A 15,989-nucleotide genomic window follows, 5' to 3' on the forward strand; every position below is an offset into this window, starting at 1 on the left:
CGACACAGACGCCGCCTCGCCACGACTCCCCATGAACGACGATCAACTCCTTCGCTACTCCCGTCACATCCTCGTCGACGAAATCGGCATCGAGGCGCAGCAGCGCTTTCTCGATGCGCATGCGATCGTCGTCGGCGCGGGTGGTCTCGGCTCGCCCGCCGCGATGTACCTCGCGGCATCGGGCGTCGGCACGATCACGCTCGTCGACGCCGATACCGTCGATCTCACGAACCTGCAGCGGCAGATCCTGCACGTGACGGCGTCGGTCGGCCGCCACAAGGTCGAATCGGGGCGCGACGCGCTTGCGCAGTTGAACCCCGAGGTGAAGGTGCACGCGGTCGCGGAGCGCGTCGACGACGCGTGGCTCGACGCGCACGTGCCGCACGCGACCGTCGTGCTCGACTGCACCGACAACTTCGCGACGCGGCATGCGATCAACCGCGCCTGCGTCGCGCACGGCGTACCGCTCGTATCGGGCGCCGCGCTGCGCTTCGACGGGCAGATCAGCACGTTCGATTTCCGCGACCCGGCCGCGCCCTGCTATGCGTGCGTGTTTCCGGAAGACCAGCCGTTCGAGGAAGTCGCGTGCGCGACGATGGGTGTGTTCGCGCCGACGGTCGGGATCATCGGCGCGATGCAGGCCGCCGAGGCGCTGCGCGTGATCGGCGAAATCGGCAAGACGCTCAACGGCCGGCTGATGATGCTCGATTCGCTGCGGATGGAATGGACGACGATGAAAATCGCGCGCCAGGCCGACTGCCCCGTGTGCGGGGGCCGGCACTGACGCGCGACGGGCATGCGCCGGGCGGCGCATGCGTGGTGACACTTCGCTAAGGTTTCAGCGGCAACGCGCGTGCGTCAGGCAGCCGCATCCGCACGCGGCTCCGCAACCGACAGACGCTGCAGCGCGGCCTGCACTTCCTCCGGCTCGAATGCGGCGAGCACGTCGGCCGTCGGCTTTTCGAGCGCCTTCAGGTGCGCACGCAGGATCTCCTGCTTCACGACGAGCAACTGGCTCGGATGCATCGAGAACTCGGTGAGCCCCATCCCCAGCAACAGGCGCGTGAGCGCCGGGTCACCGGCCATTTCCCCGCACACCGACACGGACACACCCGCGCGCTTCGCTTCGCGCAACGTATAGCTGATCAGGTGCAGCACGGCCGGATGCAACGGGTCGTACAGGTGTGCGACCGCGTTGTCCGCGCGGTCGATCGCGAGCGTGTACTGGATCAGGTCGTTCGTGCCGATCGACAGGAAATCGAACCGCTTCAGGAACAGCGGCAGCGCGATCGCCGCGGCCGGAATCTCGATCATCGCGCCGATGCGCACGTTCGGGTCGTATGCGAGCCCCGCGTCGTCGAGCTGGCGCTTCGCCTCGCGGATCAGGTCGAGCGTCTGGTCGATCTCCTGCGCGTGCGCGAGCATCGGGATCAGGATCTTCACCTGGCCGAACGCGGACGCGCGCAGGATCGCGCGCAACTGCGTGAGGAACATCTGCGGCTCGGACAGGCTCCAGCGGATCGCGCGCAGGCCGAGCGCGGGGTTCGGCGCCGTCTCGTAGCCTTCGTCGAGCGCCTCGAGCGGCTTGTCCGCGCCGACGTCGATCGTGCGGATCGTCACCGGCATGCCCTTCATCCACTCGACAGCCCGCTTGTACGCGGCGAACTGCTCCTCCTCTTCCGGCATCTCCTTCTGATGCATGAACAGGAACTCGGAACGGAACAGCCCGACGCCGACCGCGCCGGCCTCGACGGCCGCCTTCGCGTCGTCGGGCAGCTCGATGTTCGCGTACAGGTCGATCTTGGTGCCGCACAACGTTTGCGTCGGCGAGAACTTCAGACGCTGCAGCTTGCGTTGCTCCAGCAGCTTCTCGGACTGCCGGTACGAATACTCCTCGAGGACGATCGGCGCGGGATCGACGATCACGATGCCCTGGTCGCCGTCGACGATGATCAGGTCGTCCTGGCGGATCAGCGCGCTCGCATGCTGCACGCCGACCGCGGCCGGAATGCCGAGGCTGCGCGCGACGATCGCCGTGTGCGACGTGCGCCCGCCGAGGTCGGTGACGAACGCCTGGAACGACTGCGACTTGAACTGCATCATGTCGGCCGGCGCGATGTCGTGCGCGACGACGATCATCTCGTTCGTGCCGTTCTTGGCCGCGCGGTCCAGTGCCTGCGAAGCCGACGGTGCGCCGGCGAGCGCCTTCAGCACGCGCTCGACCACCTGCTCGATGTCGGCCTTGCGCTCGCGCAGGTATTCGTCCTCGATATCGTCGAAGTGGCGCGTGAGCAGCTCGAGCTGCTCGGTCAGCGCCCACTCGACGTTGTAGCGGCGCGTGCGGATCAGGTCGATGGTTTCCTGCACGAGCATCTCGTCGCTCAGGATCATCGCGTGGACGTCGATGAATGCGCCGACTTCGCTCGGCGTGTCGTCGGTCAGGTCGGCGCGCAGCGCTTCGAGTTCGTGATGCACGACCTCGAGCGCGGTGCGGAAGCGCTCGACCTCCGCATCGATCTGGTTTGCCTCGACCAGGTAATGGGCGACGTCGAGCGCCGCCGGCGCGATCAGATACGCTCGCCCGATCGCGATACCACGTGAGACGGGAATGCCATGCAGCGTGAAGGACACGCGCACCTCCTCTGTACAAGTAAAGCCGCGGCACACTGCTGCGATGCGCTTATGACCCCGGTTAGCGATTATAAATTCCGCGACTCCCCGCTGGCTGCATGCACCGCAGCATTGCGCATTCCGCATCAATGCTTCCGACGAAAAAAATGCCGCGGAATCCGCGGCATTCTGACTGGAAACGGCAACGATCCCGCGTGAGAATCACTGGCCTTCGCCGAACTTGTCGGCGATCAGCTTCAGCAGCGCGTCCATCGCTTCCTTCTCGTCGGCCCCGTCGGTCTCGATCATCACGGTACTGCCGATGCCGGCCGCCAGCATCATCACGCCCATGATGCTCTTCGCATTGATCTTGCGCCCGTTGCGCGTCATCCAGACTTCCGACTGGAAGTTGCCGGCCAGTTGCGTAAGCTTGGCCGATGCGCGCGCATGGAGCCCCAATTTGTTGACGATGGTGGTTTCTTGTTGAAGCATGATTCTCGGTCGGGTCGGTCGGGACCGCCGGCGGCGCGCGTCGGCGGTGCGGTCTAAAACGGAAAACGGGTAACGGGTACTCGGTGCGCTCGCTCAGTGCGATTCGCTCGGCGTGCGCGGCTGCGGTTCGGGCGGAATCGGCGCGCACTGGCCGCAGCCGGTTTCCGTCGGCGGCGGCGGCGTACCGGACGACACCTCGTGGACGCCCTTCGCGCCGCCGGACAGCGCCTTGTCGACCAGCTTGTCGAGCGGCACGGTGCGGTAGCAGACGGCCCGCACGAGCATCGGCAGGTTCACGCCCGCGAGCACGCGCACGTTGTCGAGCTTGGCGAGCTGGCCGGCGATGTTCGCGGGCGTCGCGCCGTACATGTCGGTCAGCACGACCACGCCGTTCTCTTCCCTGAGCCGCGCGAGTTCCGCGTGGGCGAACGCCATCACCTGGGTCGGATCGCTGTCCGCCATCACGTCGATACAGCCGATGCGGGCGGGCACGCCGCCATAGATGTGCGCGATGCAGTCCCGCAGCGCGGTGGCGAGCGGGGCGTGCGCGATGATCAGGATCCCGGCCATGTCAGATCGCTCCCGGCCGCCCCTGGCGGGCCAACACCCCGCGGCGGGGCAATGAGCGTAGCGAGTGTGGGAAACGTTCCATGTTCAGCCTTGCAACAGTTTCGGCCCGACCGCCGGGCCTCGGGTGCGCGAGCGCGGCACCGGGCAAGCGGGCATTGTAGCAGGCCGGTCGAACTGCTCCGGCGACGGGGGACCTGCGCGGCCGCCGCCGGGGTTGTGCGGGAAAGCGGCCTACGCGGCCGCACGCTCCAGCGCGTCGATGAACATCGCGGCGACGTCGAAGCCCGTCTGCTCCATGATCTCGCGGAAGCACGTCGGACTCGTGACGTTCACCTCGGTCAGCCAGTCGCCGATCGCATCGAGACCGACCAGCAGCAGCCCGCGCGCCGCGAGCACCGGCCCGAGCGTGTCGGCGATCTCGCGATCGCGCGCGGTCAGCGGCTGCGCAACGCCGAGCCCGCCCGCCGCGAGATTGCCGCGCACCTCGCTGCCCTGCGGAATCCGGGCGAGCGAAAACGGCACCGGCTCACCACCGATCAGCAGGATGCGCTTGTCGCCGGCCTTGATCTCCGGGATGAATTTCTGCGCCATCACCGAACGCGTGCCGTCATGGCTCAGCATCTCGATGATCGAACCGAGGTTCATGCCGTCCGGCTTCACGCGGAACACGCCCATCCCGCCCATCCCGTCGAGCGGCTTCAGGATCACGTCGCCGTGCTCGGCGTGGAATGCGCGCAGCCGTTTCGCGTCGCGCGTGACGAGCGTCGGTGCGACGAACTGCGGAAACTCGCCGATCGCGAGCTTCTCCGAATGGTCGCGGATCGACTGCGCCTTGTTGAACACGCGTGCGCCGGCGCGCTCGGCCAGCTCCAGCAGCCAGGTCGACGTCACGTATTCCATGTCGAACGGCGGATCCTTGCGCATCAGCACCGCGCCGAACGATTCGAGGCGGCGCGCGTCGACCGGCCCGGCCTCGTACCACGTCTCGCGATGCAGGTCGTCCGGGTCGCCGACGAACGTGATGCGACGCACGTCGGCCTCGACGGCCGAACCCGTCCACGCGAGGTGGTTCGGCTCGCACGCGTACACCGCATGCCCGCGCCGCGCCGCCTCCGCCATCATCGCGTAGGTCGAATCCTTGTAGATCTTGAAGCGCTCGAGCGGGTCGGCGATAAAGAGAATGTCCATGAGGTCCTGTACTTGGCGAAGGTCCGTTACACCTGGATGGCTTCGGGGTCGGTCTTTTCCAGTTCGATCGACGACGCGATCAGCGACAGCCGCGCGACGACGCCGTACATGTAGAAACGGTTCGGCGGCGCGGCCCCCGGCTTCGCGCCCGCATCCGGCAGCGCGGTGTGCTCGAAGCCGAGCGGCACGTAGTGCATGCCGGGCGCGTTCAGGTTCTGGTCGCGCTCGCGGCCCGCGTGCGTGCGGTAGAAGCCGCCGACCACGTAGCGGTCGATCATGTACACGACGGGCTCCGCGACTTCGTCGCCGACGCGCTCGAACGTATACACGCCTTCCTGCACGATCACGTCGCGCACCGCGAGGCCGGCCTTCGACTCGGCCATCTGCGCGCGCTCGGCCTTCGACATCCGGCCGATCTCGGCCGCGTCGTGCACGGTCATCACGCCGCGCCCCGCCGTGCCCGCATCGGCCTTCACGACCACGTACGGCTTCTCGCTGATCCCGTATTCGCGGTACTTGCGCGCGATCTTCTTCAGCACGCCGTCGATCGCATCGGCGAGCGCCTGCTCGCCTTCATGCGCCTGCCAGTCGACGCCTTCCACGTGCGCGAAATACGGATTCACCATCCACGGATCGACGCCGACCATCTTCGCGAACTTCTTCGCGACGTCGTCGTAGCACGAGAAGTGCGTCGACTTGCGGCGCACGGCCCAGCCTGCATGCAGCGGCGGCAGCAGGTACTGCTCGTGCAGGTTTTCCAGCACGGCCGGGATGCCGGCCGACAGGTCGTTGTTCAGCAGGATCGAGCACGGATCGAAATTCTTCAGGCCGAGGCGGCGCTGCGAACGCTCAAGCGGTTCGAGCACGATCTTCTGGCCGTCGGCCAGCGTGATCGGCGTCATGTCGGTGATGCTCGGGTCGAGCGAGCCGAAGCGCACGTTCAGGCCGGCCTGGCGCATGATGGTCGCGAGGCGTGCGACGTTTTCGAGGTAGAACGCGTTGCGGGTCGGCAGCTCGGGAATCACGAGCAGGTTCTTCGCGTCCGGGCAGATCTTCTCGATCGCGGCCATCGCGGCCTGCACGGCGAGCGGCAGCACTTCGGACGGCAGATTGTTGAATGCGCCGGGAAACAGGTTCGCGTCGACGGGCGCCAGCTTGAAGCCGGCATTGCGCAGGTCCACCGAACAATAGAACGGCGGGGTGTGTTCCTGCCATTCGAGCCTGAACCAGCGTTCGATCGCAGGCGTCGCGTCGAGGATCTTCTGCTCGAGTTCGAGCAGCGGACCGTTCAACGCGGTAACGAGGTGGGGAACCATGAATCACTCGCGAGCGGGAGAATGAAGATTGTAGAGCAATTGCCCTGCCCATTTGGGGATTGTTCCCGGCTTCACAAGGATATGGAGGAAGTTTTCGGCTATTGACCCGATAGAGTGAAGGGTTATCCGCTACGGCAGTGGGTGACCGGAGAAAAAAAGCCCGCCGGGTGGGCGGGCCGAAGTCGCTGCGCTCATTCGGAGCGGGCACCGTCGTCGCGGCGGCCCGCCGTTGATTCGTGTGACTTATTCCACGTGCTCGCCGTGCAGGATCACGTCGAGACCTTCGCGCTCTTCCTCTTCGGTCACGCGCAGGCCGATCGTCAGGTCGATCAGCTTCAGCAGCACGAAGCTCAGCACGCCGCTGTAGACCAGCGTGATCAGCACGCCCTTGGCCTGCAGCAACAGGCTGCCGTCGGCGCCGCCGATGTCCTTGACCGCGAACACACCCGTCAGCAGCGCGCCGAGAATCCCGCCAATGCCGTGCACGCCGAACGCGTCGAGCGAATCGTCGTAGCCGAGCTTCGACTTGAGCCACGTCGCCGACCAGAAGCAGATCACGCCTGCCGCGATACCGATCACGAGCGCGCCCGCCACGCCGACGAAGCCGGCTGCCGGCGTGATCGCCACGAGACCCGCGACCGCGCCCGACACAATGCCGAGCACCGACGGCTTGCCCTTGGCGATCCACTCGGCGAACATCCAGCCGAGCGCCGCGCACGCCGTCGCGACTTGCGTCGTCAGCATCGCGAAGCCGGCACGGCCGTCGGCCGCGACCGCCGAGCCCGCGTTGAAACCGAACCAGCCGACCCACAGCATCGAGCCACCGATCATCGTCAGCACGAGGTTGTGCGGCGCCATCGATTCACGGCCGAAGCCGATCCGCTTGCCGAGCACCAGGCACGACACGAGGCCCGCGATACCGGCGTTGATGTGCACCACCGTGCCGCCCGCGAAGTCGAGCACGCCGTCGGCAGACAGCCAGCCGGTCGGCTCCCACACCATGTGCGCGATCGGCACATAGACGATCAGCGACCAGAGCGTCATGAACACGAGCATCGCCGAGAACTTCATCCGGTCGGCGAACGCGCCGCAGATCAGCGCCGGCGTGATGATCGCGAACGTCATCTGGTAGACGAAGTAGACCGATTCCGGAATCGTCGTCGCGAGGTGGCTGACGGTCAGCGTGGTCGCCTTGTCGCCCTTGATGTAGTTCATGCCGTGCAGGAACACGCGCGACAGGCCGCCGATGAAGCCGTTGCCCGGCGTGAACGCGAGGCTGTAGCCGACCACCGTCCACAGCACCGTGATCACGGCGGTGATCGCGAAGCTCTGCATCACGGTCGCGAGCACGTTCTTCTTGCGGACCATGCCCGCATAGAACAGCGCGAGGCCGGGGATCGTCATGAACAGCACGAGCGCGGTGGACGTCAGCATCCACGCGGTGTCGCCCGCGCTGATCTTCGACGAGTCAACCGAGAACGGGGCGGTCGGCGCGGCCGGTGCGGCCGGAGCCGAAGCGGCAGCGGCGGCCGAGGCATCGGTGGCGCCCGAGGCCGGTGCGGCGGCAGCGGCCGTGGCGGATGCGTCGGTGGCAGCCGGCGCCGAAGCGGCCGGAGCGGCGGCAGCCGACGCGTCGGAAGCCGTTGCGGCGGGCGCGGACGCAGCCGCGGCGGACGCCGCGTCGTCGGCGAGCGCGGGACCGACGCCGGCCGCGATCAGCGAGCCGGCCATCAGCAGGGACATCAGAAGTTTGCGCATCTTGGGTTTCCTCTTGTCGCTTGTCTTGTCTGTTCTGTTACAGCGCGTCTGCGCCCGTCTCCCCGGTGCGAATCCGGATCACCTGTTCGATCGCCGTGACGAAGATCTTGCCGTCGCCGATCTTGCCCGTGCGCGCGGCCCGCTCGATCGCCTCGACCGCCTCGTCGACGAGATCGTCGGACACGGCTGCCTCGATCTTCATCTTCGGCAGGAAATCGACCACGTATTCGGCGCCGCGGTACAGCTCGGTGTGCCCCTTCTGGCGTCCGAACCCTTTCACCTCCGTCACCGTGATGCCCGAGACGCCAAGCGCCGACAGCGCTTCGCGCGTCTCATCGAGCTTGAACGGCTTGATGATTGCGGTAATGAGTTTCATGAAGTCCTCTCGCTGGGTTGTCCCGTCGAATTGGTTGGAATGTTGTAACGGACTCTTCTCAGCAACTCGCATGCCAAGTCGGTTCGCGCACCGTTTCAAAGGACTTCATCAAGGGGTCGCATCGCGTGATGTAAGGTGCGGAAGCCCGGCCGAATGGCCAACGTGCCCCGGTTTGCTGGCGCGGCGAAAGGATCGTTGCTAGAGTGCACGCACGTCCCGGATTCCCGGGCCATTCACCCATGCGGGCGCCATGCCCGGAATTCGCGCCCACGGCGCACCATTTCCGGTCATGCGTGCATCATGGGCACGTACGCAACTGAAGATGCACATTTTTTGTGCAAGGAAGGGGAATCACATGAAGCAACCCAGCGACGTTTTCAACGATCTGCAGTCGCGCGTCAGCGATCTGCTGAAAAACTCGCCGGCCAAGGACGTCGAGCGCAACGTGAAGGCCATGCTGTCGCAAGGCTTCTCGAAACTCGATCTCGTCACGCGCGAGGAATTCGACACGCAGGCGCAGGTGCTCGCCCGCACCCGCGTGCGCCTCGAGGAACTCGAGAAACGCGTCGCGGAACTCGAGCAGAAGCTCGCCGCGCCGCAAGCCTGACGCCCTGTCCGGCCGCAAGGTCCGGGCGCGGGCCGCCTCGTGCGGCCCGCGCCCGCCGCCTTGAAGCACTGAAGCACTGAAGTCACCGTACCGCTCTTCGTCGTCCGTCGTTCTCCGCAGCACCCCCGCTCTTCGCTGTTCATCGCTCTTCGCAGTCCGTCGTTCCGCTGTTTCTCGTTCTTTCTCCGCGCCACGCCGGCAAGCGCGCACCGATTCCTCCGATTCCCGCGGCATGCGGCCCCGAACGGCCGTCGTCCGTCTTGTTTACAGGAGCCTCGCCATGTCGCTCGCCGTGGTGCGCAGTCGCGCGCCCGCCTCCGGCCGTGCGCCGGACGTCACCGTCGAAGTCCATCTCGCCAACGGGCTGCCGTCGTTCTCGATCGTCGGCCTGCCCGATCTCGAAGTCCGCGAAAGCCGCGAGCGGGTACGCGCCGCGCTGCAGAACTGCGGCTTCGAATTCCCCGTGCGCCGCATCACCGTCAACCTCGCGCCGGCCGACCTGCCGAAGGAGTCGGGACGGTTCGACCTGCCGATCGCGCTCGGCATCCTCGCCGCGAACGGCCAGATCCCGGCCGACGCGCTGGCCGGCCGCGAATTCGCGGGCGAACTGTCGCTGACCGGCGCGCTGCGGCCGATGCGCGGCGCGTTCGCGATGGCGTGTGGCGTGGCGCGGGATTGGCAATCAGCGGAAATTGGCGCGGCTTCCGGCCTGGGTTCCGGCACGCTCTCCGGTTCAGGCAACGGTGGCCCAGAGGCTGGCCCGGAGCCGCTCTCGTCCACCGCGTCGAACGCCCCCGAGCTGTACCTGCCGCTCGCCAGCGCCGCCGAGGCCGCGCTCGTGCCAGGCGTCACCGTGTTCGGCGCGCCGGACCTGCCCGCGCTGTGCGCGCACCTCACCGGCGCGCCTGACGGGCGGCTCGCGCCGGTCGCGGCGCCGTGCCTCGACGGCCTGCCGACGCCGGCCGCCCCCGATCTCGCCGACGTGGTCGGCCAGCGCGGCGCCCGCCGCGCGCTGGAAGTCGCGGCCGCGGGCGGCCATCACATGCTGATGGTCGGGCCGCCGGGGGCCGGCAAGTCGATGCTGGCCGCACGGCTGCCGGGGCTCCTCCCGCCGCTGACCGACGACGAGGCGCTGACGTCGGCGGCGCTCCTCTCCGCGAGCCGCCTCGGCTTCTCGCCCGCGCAGTGGCGCCGGCGGCCGTTCCGTGCACCGCATCACTCGTCCAGCGCCGCCGCGCTGGTCGGCGGCCGCAACCCGCCGCAACCGGGCGAGATCACGCTCGCGCACCTCGGCGTGCTGTTCCTCGACGAACTCCCGGAATTCGACCGGCACGTGCTCGAGATGCTGCGCGAGCCGCTGGAGGCCGGCCGCATCACGATTTCGCGCGCGGCGCAGCAAGCCGACTTCCCGGCCGCGTGCCAGCTGATCGCGGCGATGAATCCGTGCCCGTGCGGCTGGCACGGCGATCCGTCCGGGCGCTGCCGCTGCTCGCCGGACGTCGCCGCGCGCTACCTGCGCAAGCTGTCGGGGCCGCTCGTCGACCGCATCGACATCCAGATCGACCTGCCCGCGCTGTCGCCGGCCGAGCTGGCGACGCGCGCGTCGGCGCCCGGCGAACCGAGTGCCGCGGTAGCCGCGCGGGTTGCGCGGGCGCGTGCGCTGCAACTCGATCGGCAGGGCAAGACGAACCACATGCTGAGCGGCCGCGAGACCGACGACCTGTGCCGGCCGACCGACGAAGGCGAACGGCTGCTGCGCGAGGCCGGCGAGCGCTTCGGCTGGTCGGCGCGCGCGTATTTCCGCGTGCTGAAGGTCGCGCGGACGATCGCCGACCTGGCCGGCGACCCGCTGCCGACGGCCGCGCAGATCGCCGAAGCGATCCGCTACCGGCGTGCGCTGACGGCGCTCTGAACGCCCTCGGAGGACAAAATCCGGCTGTCAAGACTTGACTTATGCACAATTCCGCGAATCCGGCCCCGGATCAGGGCTCGGCGAGACCTTTGCAGCACGGAATCCGTATCTCGTTGTTTTAGTTGATTTTTCTCAAAACGCGGGCGAGCGACCAAACAGGCCGGAAGGCCGTCCCGCGCGGCTTGGCGGGAAATTCGGGCAACTTTTCAACAAAGTTATCCACATGCGTTGTGGATAGCCGAAAAAACCTCGCAAAATCCGGCGACTAGCGTCGAAAGCTGCGAATGAACTTTCAGTTGTCACAGAGTGTCTGAGCGCCCGCTCCGGCCACCGTCAGTCGAGTTTGAACGACCCGAAAAACTGGTCGAGCTGCTCCTGCGTGAGCGGCCCGTCGGCGATCACGACGGCCTGGTACGCGTGCCGGCCGCGCGCGACGAGCCGCGCGACGATCGACTTGTGCGTGCGATCGCCGCCGGCGGCCACGCCCGCGATACGCAGCTCGAGCCCGTTCACCGCACCGCCGGCCGCGAGCGGCACGGGCACCGAAGCCGTCTGCGGCGCGCCTTCGAGGTTGCGCGACAGCCCGGCGCGCAGGAACTCGAGCGCCGCGCGGCGCGTGTCGTCACGGTCGTCCGGCAGCGTCAGCGTGCCGACCGCGAACACCGCGCCGTCGACGTGCGCGGCCTGCATCCGCATCGGCATCGACGCACCGCCGATCGCCACCGGCTGCTCCTCGACGGTCGGCTTCGCCGGCAGGTCGATCGTGTAGCCGGCATCGTTGTGCAGCGTGCGCCAGTCGTACGACGGCGAGCACGCGGCCAGCACCGCGCTCATGCACGAGAGCGCGGCGAAGTGTCGCAGCGGACGAAAAAGGGGGCGCAACGAAACGGTGACTTCCTTCGGCATGGCGTGGATCGGGCAGGCAAAACGGGCATTATCCGCCGAACCTGAAATCCGGGATGCGTGGCCGCCGTCGGTGCGCAAGCCGCATTCGCGCTAAAATAAGCGCCGAATTTCGATGTCCTTTGCATTGATCCGCGTCATCGACCGACTCCGAGAGCACCAGATGAACACCACGCCTCCCGTCCGGCGCAGCGCCGGCCCCGTCCGCTACATCGTCGCTGCCGCTGTGGTCGCGGCGATCGCCGTCGCCGGCTTCTTCGCATTCAACGGCAAGTCCAGCGTGCCGGACGCAACGTTCACGCTGCTGTCGGGCCAGAAGGTCTCGACTGCAGGCGACCTGAAAGGCAAGGTCTATCTCGTGAACTTCTGGGCGACGAGTTGCGCAACCTGCATGCAGGAAATGCCGCAGATGGTCGATACCTACAATCGCTTCAAGGGTCAGGGTCTGGAATTCGTCGCGGTCGCGATGAACTACGATCCGCCGATGTACGTCGCGAACTACGCGCAGACGCGCCAGTTGCCGTTCAAGGTCGCGCTCGACGACGGCAGCGTCGCGAAGCAGTTCGGCAACGTGCAGCTCACGCCGACGACCTTCGTCGTCGACAAGGACGGCAAGATCCTGAAGCGCTACGTCGGCGCACCGCAGTTCGCGGAACTCGACGCGCTGCTCAAGAAGGCACTCGACGGCAACGCGGCCTAAGCGCCGCCCGATCCGGCTCGAAGGGCCGCGCACCGCGCCCTTCGCCGCACGACGGACCGCACGACCGGGCAACCCGGTTCCGCGGTCCGTTTGCTTTTCAGCGCTCGGTTTCACCTTTCGCCGACAGTCCGTAGCGCTTCATCTTCTCGTACAGCGTCGCCTTGCCGACATGCAGCCGGTCGGCCGTCGCGGCAACCGCGCCGCCCGTCTGGTTCAGCGCCTCGGCGATCACCGCACGCTCGAATTGCTCGATGCGCTCCTTCAGCGTTTGCTCGCTGTCAGCGTCGTCGCCGCTCGCGCCCGTCTCCTGCGGCATGTCGGCCACGCCGAGCACGAAGCGGTCGGCCGCGTTGCGCAGCTCGCGCACGTTGCCGGGCCAGTCGCGCTGCATCAGGCTCGCGCGCTGCCGGTCGGTCAGCACCGGCGCGGGCCGCGCGTAGCGCACGGCCGCATCAAGCATGAAGTGCTCGAACAGCGGCACGATGTCCTCGCGGCGCTCGGCCAGCGGCGGCAGCGCGATCGTCACGACGTTGAGGCGGTACAGCAGGTCGCGCCGGAACGTGCCGGCCGCAACCAGCTCGCTCATGTCGCCCTTCGCGGCCGCCACCACGCGGCAGTTCACGCGGATCGGCTGGTTCGAGCCGAGCCGCTCCAGCACGCCGTCCTGCAGCACGCGCAGCAGCTTCACCTGCAGTGCGAGCGGCATGCTTTCGATTTCGTCGAGGAACAGCGTGCCGCCCGACGCATATTCGAGCTTGCCGACGCGGCGCTTCGCGGCGCCGGTGAACGCCCCGGGCTCGTAGCCGAACATCTCCGACTCGAACATCGGCTCGGGCAGCGCGCCGCAATTCACCGCGATGAACGGCTTGTCGCGACGCGGCGACAGCTCGTGCAGGCTGCGCGCGATCAGCTCCTTGCCGGCGCCGGTGTCGCCGTTGATCAGCACCGACGCATCGGTCGGCGCGACGTTCGCGATCAGCTTGCGCACCTGCTCGATCGCCGGGCTGCGGCCGATGATGCGCGGCGCGACGACGTTCTGCCCGGCCAGCTCGCGCCGCAGTGCGTGGTTCTCGAGCACGAGCCCGCGGCGCTCGAGCGCGCGGCGCACCGTCTCGATCAGGCGCTCGGCCGCGAACGGTTTTTCGATGAAATCGTATGCGCCGTCGCGCATCGCCTGCACGGCCATCGAGATGTCGCCGTGGCCCGTGACGAGGATCACGGGCACGTCGGGCACGCGCTCGCGGCACTGCGCGAGCACGTCGAGCCCGCTCGCGCCGGGCAGCCGGATGTCGCTGACGATCGCGCCGGCGTTGTCCGCGACGATCGCCTTCTCGGCCGCTTCGGCCGACTCGAAGCCGGCGACGTCGAACCCCGCCAGCTGAAGGCTCTGCACGCTTGCCCGGCGAACGAGCGCATCGTCTTCGATATAGATCACTTGCAGCCGGTTGGCCATCGTACTCACTTGCTCCTGACGGGCCGCGCGGCGGCAGCGCGCGCGGCGTCGTTGATACCGATCGTGCGCCGATCGGGCGGGCGGCGTGGCGCGCCTAGCGCGAGCCCGCCGGCTCGGACACGGAGTCCGGATGATGCGTGCGGGCGCGCCGCAGCGTCAAGACGAACAGCGCGCCGCCCGACGGCGCGTTGCGCGCGGTCAGCGCGCCGCCCGCGTCGCTCGCGATCGACGACGAGATCGCGAGGCCGAGGCCGAGCCCGCGCCCCATTTCCTTGGTCGTGAAGAACGGCTCGAACAGGCGCGGCAGCAGGTCGGGCGCAATGCCGCTGCCGTTGTCGCGCACCTCGACCGCGAGCGTGGCCGCCGACACCGCGATCGTCACCTCGATCGCCGGCGCCGCCACCCCGGCGACCGCGTCGAGCGCGTTGCCGAGCAGGTTGATCAGCACCTGTTCGAGGCGCAGATCCTCGCAACGGGCGACGAGCCCGGGATAGTCGCGCGCCAGGTCGAGCGGCGCATCGTGCGCGGGCGACACGGTCGCGTCCTGCAGCGTCAGCGTGAGCGCGACGCCACGCAGCCGCTCGTCGAGCAGCGACAGCACGCTGCGCAGCGCGCGCACGACGAGCGCCTGTTCGTTGCGCGGCTTCGCGCGGCCGACGAACAGCTTCAGCTGGTTCGTGATCTTGCCCATCCGCTCGGTGAGCGCGGCGATCGCCTCGAGGTTCTCGCGCGCGGCCGCCTGCTCGCCGCGATCGAGCAGCACGCGCGTGTTGTCCGAGAAGCTGCGCAGCGCCGCGAGCGGCTGGTTCAGTTCGTGCGTGATGCCGGCCGCCATCTGGCCGAGCGCGGCGAGCTTGCTCGCCTGGATCAGTTCGTCGTGCGCGGCGCGCAACTCCTGCTCCGCGCGAATCCGGTCGCCGACTTCCTTCTGCAACTGCTCGTTCGCTTCAGACAAATCGGCCGTACGCTCCTCGACGCGCCGGTTCAGCTCCGCGTACGCCTGTTGCAGCAGCGCGCGGCCGCGGATCATTTCGCGCACGCGCGCGCGGCGCATCCGCCAGTAGAACGCGAGCAGCGCGACCGACACGAAGCCGAAACCGGTGACGATCGTCGCGTTGCGCGCATCGGCGTCGACGGGTGCGACCGGCGCGAGCGTGACGAGCAGCCAGTCGGGCTCGCCGATCCGGCGCTTGCTCGCGAGAAAGCGCGGCGCGCGCAGGCCGGCACCGAGGCGCACGATCTCCGCATCGGGGCCGAGCACCTGCTCGATGCGCAGCGGCAGCGGCGTGACGGGCTGCTGCGCGTACTGGCGCGTCTCGTAGATCGACGCGGCGACAGGGCCCGTGAGCGGGCGCAGCGTGTGGTACTTCCATGCGGGCACCGACGACAGGAACACGACGCCGTGATCGTCCGCGACGACGAGCGGCTCCGACGCATCGGCGCCCTGGAACCACTCGAGGTTGAGCTTCACGACGACCACGCCCGCGATCTTGCCGTCGCGCCACACGGGCTGCGAGATGTAGTAGCCGGGATCGCGCGAGATCGTGCCGATCCCGAAGAAGCGGCCGACCTGGCCGTTCATCGCATCGAGGAAATACGGGCGGAAGCGGTATTCGGTCCCGACGAAGCTGTCGGGCGCGCGCCAGTTGCTGGCGGCGACACACAGGCCGTCCGCGCCGATCACGTAGGTGACGGTCGCGTGCGCGTGTTCGTTGAGGTCTTCGAGATAGCGATTGACGCGCCCGGTGTAGTCGGCGCGCTTCGGCTCGGCGAGCAGGTCCTGCACGTACGGATGGCTGCCGAGCAGATAGGGCAGCGACTCGTAGCGGTCGAGCGTGCTCTTGAGCGCGTTGGTGGTGCGGTCGACGCGTACCGCGGCGTTGCGCTGCAGCTCCGCGACGCCGCGCCGCCAGGTGATCGTCCACGTCAGCGTGCACGCCGCGGCGAGCGCGGCGGCAAGCACGACGAGAATGAGCAGACGGCGCGTCACGGTCGAGGCTTCCTGGCGATGCGGATCGCCTATTGTGTCATAGGCCTCCGCCTCCCCGCCTCGAGCGCCGCGGCCCGCGCCGCCGGCGGGCGGTGCCGCCGCCTGCTCCTTCAT

The 15,989-nt window shown here is 68.0% G+C and carries 14 protein-coding genes; 4 read left to right on the forward strand and 10 right to left on the reverse strand.

The window, feature by feature from the left end:
* Positions 1–31: 31 nt before the first annotated feature.
* Entirely contained in the window at positions 32–784 is a 753-nt protein-coding gene (locus CFB82_RS15970) for a HesA/MoeB/ThiF family protein (protein WP_089484625.1), read from the forward strand.
* 74 nt (positions 785–858) lie between these two features.
* On the opposite strand, the gene ptsP is transcribed toward CFB82_RS15970, so the two are convergent.
* The 7 genes from ptsP to CFB82_RS16005 form a co-directional block, all read right to left on the reverse strand.
* Positions 859–2,631 carry a phosphoenolpyruvate--protein phosphotransferase gene (gene ptsP, locus CFB82_RS15975; protein ID WP_089484626.1) on the reverse strand — a complete coding sequence of 591 codons (1,773 nt, stop codon included), beginning with the start codon at positions 2,629–2,631 and terminating at the stop codon, positions 859–861.
* A gap of 201 nt (positions 2,632–2,832) precedes the next feature.
* Complete coding sequence (locus tag CFB82_RS15980) at positions 2,833–3,102, reverse strand: HPr family phosphocarrier protein (protein WP_069248939.1); 270 nt, start codon at positions 3,100–3,102, stop codon at positions 2,833–2,835.
* Between the two features lie 93 nt (positions 3,103–3,195).
* Positions 3,196–3,672 (reverse strand): PTS sugar transporter subunit IIA, encoded by a 477-nt coding sequence (locus tag CFB82_RS15985; RefSeq protein WP_069248940.1) that lies wholly within the window; start codon positions 3,670–3,672, stop codon positions 3,196–3,198.
* 231 nt (positions 3,673–3,903) lie between these two features.
* Positions 3,904–4,860, reverse strand: a complete 957-nt coding sequence (gshB, locus tag CFB82_RS15990; protein WP_069248941.1) for a glutathione synthase — start codon at positions 4,858–4,860, stop codon at positions 3,904–3,906.
* A 26-nt stretch (positions 4,861–4,886) separates the two neighbouring features.
* Positions 4,887–6,176, reverse strand: coding sequence for a glutamate--cysteine ligase (gshA, locus tag CFB82_RS15995; RefSeq protein ID WP_011353295.1), 1,290 nt, complete (start codon positions 6,174–6,176; stop codon positions 4,887–4,889).
* 243 nt (positions 6,177–6,419) lie between these two features.
* Positions 6,420–7,934 (reverse strand): ammonium transporter, encoded by a 1,515-nt coding sequence (locus tag CFB82_RS16000; protein ID WP_069248942.1) that lies wholly within the window; start codon positions 7,932–7,934, stop codon positions 6,420–6,422.
* A gap of 37 nt (positions 7,935–7,971) precedes the next feature.
* The gene (locus CFB82_RS16005) at positions 7,972–8,310 is read right to left on the reverse strand and encodes a P-II family nitrogen regulator (protein WP_069248943.1); all 339 of its coding nucleotides are present in this window, start codon (positions 8,308–8,310) and stop codon (positions 7,972–7,974) included.
* A 355-nt stretch (positions 8,311–8,665) separates the two neighbouring features.
* Here CFB82_RS16005 and CFB82_RS16010 point away from each other — a divergent pair, with 355 nt between their 5' ends.
* Together CFB82_RS16010 and CFB82_RS16015 are read left to right on the forward strand one after the other, a co-directional pair.
* Positions 8,666–8,917: an accessory factor UbiK family protein gene (locus CFB82_RS16010; RefSeq protein WP_006489451.1), complete on the forward strand. Its 252-nt coding sequence runs from the start codon at positions 8,666–8,668 to the stop codon at positions 8,915–8,917.
* 280 nt (positions 8,918–9,197) lie between these two features.
* Entirely contained in the window at positions 9,198–10,829 is a 1,632-nt protein-coding gene (locus tag CFB82_RS16015; RefSeq protein WP_089484627.1) for a YifB family Mg chelatase-like AAA ATPase, read from the forward strand.
* A gap of 333 nt (positions 10,830–11,162) precedes the next feature.
* On the opposite strand, the gene CFB82_RS16025 is transcribed toward CFB82_RS16015, so the two are convergent.
* Entirely contained in the window at positions 11,163–11,735 is a 573-nt protein-coding gene (locus tag CFB82_RS16025; protein WP_089484629.1) for a hypothetical protein, read from the reverse strand.
* A 160-nt stretch (positions 11,736–11,895) separates the two neighbouring features.
* Here CFB82_RS16025 and CFB82_RS16030 point away from each other — a divergent pair, with 160 nt between their 5' ends.
* Positions 11,896–12,432, forward strand: a complete 537-nt coding sequence (locus tag CFB82_RS16030) for a peroxiredoxin family protein (RefSeq protein ID WP_089426404.1) — start codon at positions 11,896–11,898, stop codon at positions 12,430–12,432.
* A 97-nt stretch (positions 12,433–12,529) separates the two neighbouring features.
* Here CFB82_RS16030 and CFB82_RS16035 read toward each other — a convergent pair whose 3' ends face one another.
* A complete protein-coding gene (locus CFB82_RS16035) occupies positions 12,530–13,885 on the reverse strand; it encodes a sigma-54-dependent transcriptional regulator (RefSeq protein WP_089484630.1) in 1,356 nt (451 codons plus the stop codon).
* Between the two features lie 94 nt (positions 13,886–13,979).
* Positions 13,980–15,989, reverse strand: coding sequence for a sensor histidine kinase (locus CFB82_RS16040; RefSeq protein WP_089484631.1), 2,010 nt, complete (start codon positions 15,987–15,989; stop codon positions 13,980–13,982).

This window comes from Burkholderia sp. HI2714 (assembly GCF_002223085.1).
GTDB lineage: Bacteria > Pseudomonadota > Gammaproteobacteria > Burkholderiales > Burkholderiaceae > Burkholderia > Burkholderia lata_D.

Coding starts and splice junctions, on each gene's coding strand:
- CFB82_RS15970 (WP_089484625.1), top strand. CDS start 32: ATGAACGACGATCAACTCCTTCGCTACTCCCGTCACATCCTCGTCGAC.
- CFB82_RS15980 (WP_069248939.1), bottom strand. CDS start 3,102: ATGCTTCAACAAGAAACCACCATCGTCAACAAATTGGGGCTCCATGCG.
- CFB82_RS15985 (WP_069248940.1), bottom strand. CDS start 3,672: ATGGCCGGGATCCTGATCATCGCGCACGCCCCGCTCGCCACCGCGCTG.
- gshB (WP_069248941.1), bottom strand. CDS start 4,860: ATGGACATTCTCTTTATCGCCGACCCGCTCGAGCGCTTCAAGATCTAC.
- gshA (WP_011353295.1), bottom strand. CDS start 6,176: ATGGTTCCCCACCTCGTTACCGCGTTGAACGGTCCGCTGCTCGAACTC.
- CFB82_RS16000 (WP_069248942.1), bottom strand. CDS start 7,934: ATGCGCAAACTTCTGATGTCCCTGCTGATGGCCGGCTCGCTGATCGCG.
- CFB82_RS16005 (WP_069248943.1), bottom strand. CDS start 8,310: ATGAAACTCATTACCGCAATCATCAAGCCGTTCAAGCTCGATGAGACG.
- CFB82_RS16010 (WP_006489451.1), top strand. CDS start 8,666: ATGAAGCAACCCAGCGACGTTTTCAACGATCTGCAGTCGCGCGTCAGC.
- CFB82_RS16015 (WP_089484627.1), top strand. CDS start 9,198: ATGTCGCTCGCCGTGGTGCGCAGTCGCGCGCCCGCCTCCGGCCGTGCG.
- CFB82_RS16025 (WP_089484629.1), bottom strand. CDS start 11,735: ATGCCGAAGGAAGTCACCGTTTCGTTGCGCCCCCTTTTTCGTCCGCTG.
- CFB82_RS16030 (WP_089426404.1), top strand. CDS start 11,896: ATGAACACCACGCCTCCCGTCCGGCGCAGCGCCGGCCCCGTCCGCTAC.
- CFB82_RS16035 (WP_089484630.1), bottom strand. CDS start 13,885: ATGGCCAACCGGCTGCAAGTGATCTATATCGAAGACGATGCGCTCGTT.
- CFB82_RS16040 (WP_089484631.1), bottom strand. CDS start 15,989: ATGAAGGAGCAGGCGGCGGCACCGCCCGCCGGCGGCGCGGGCCGCGGC.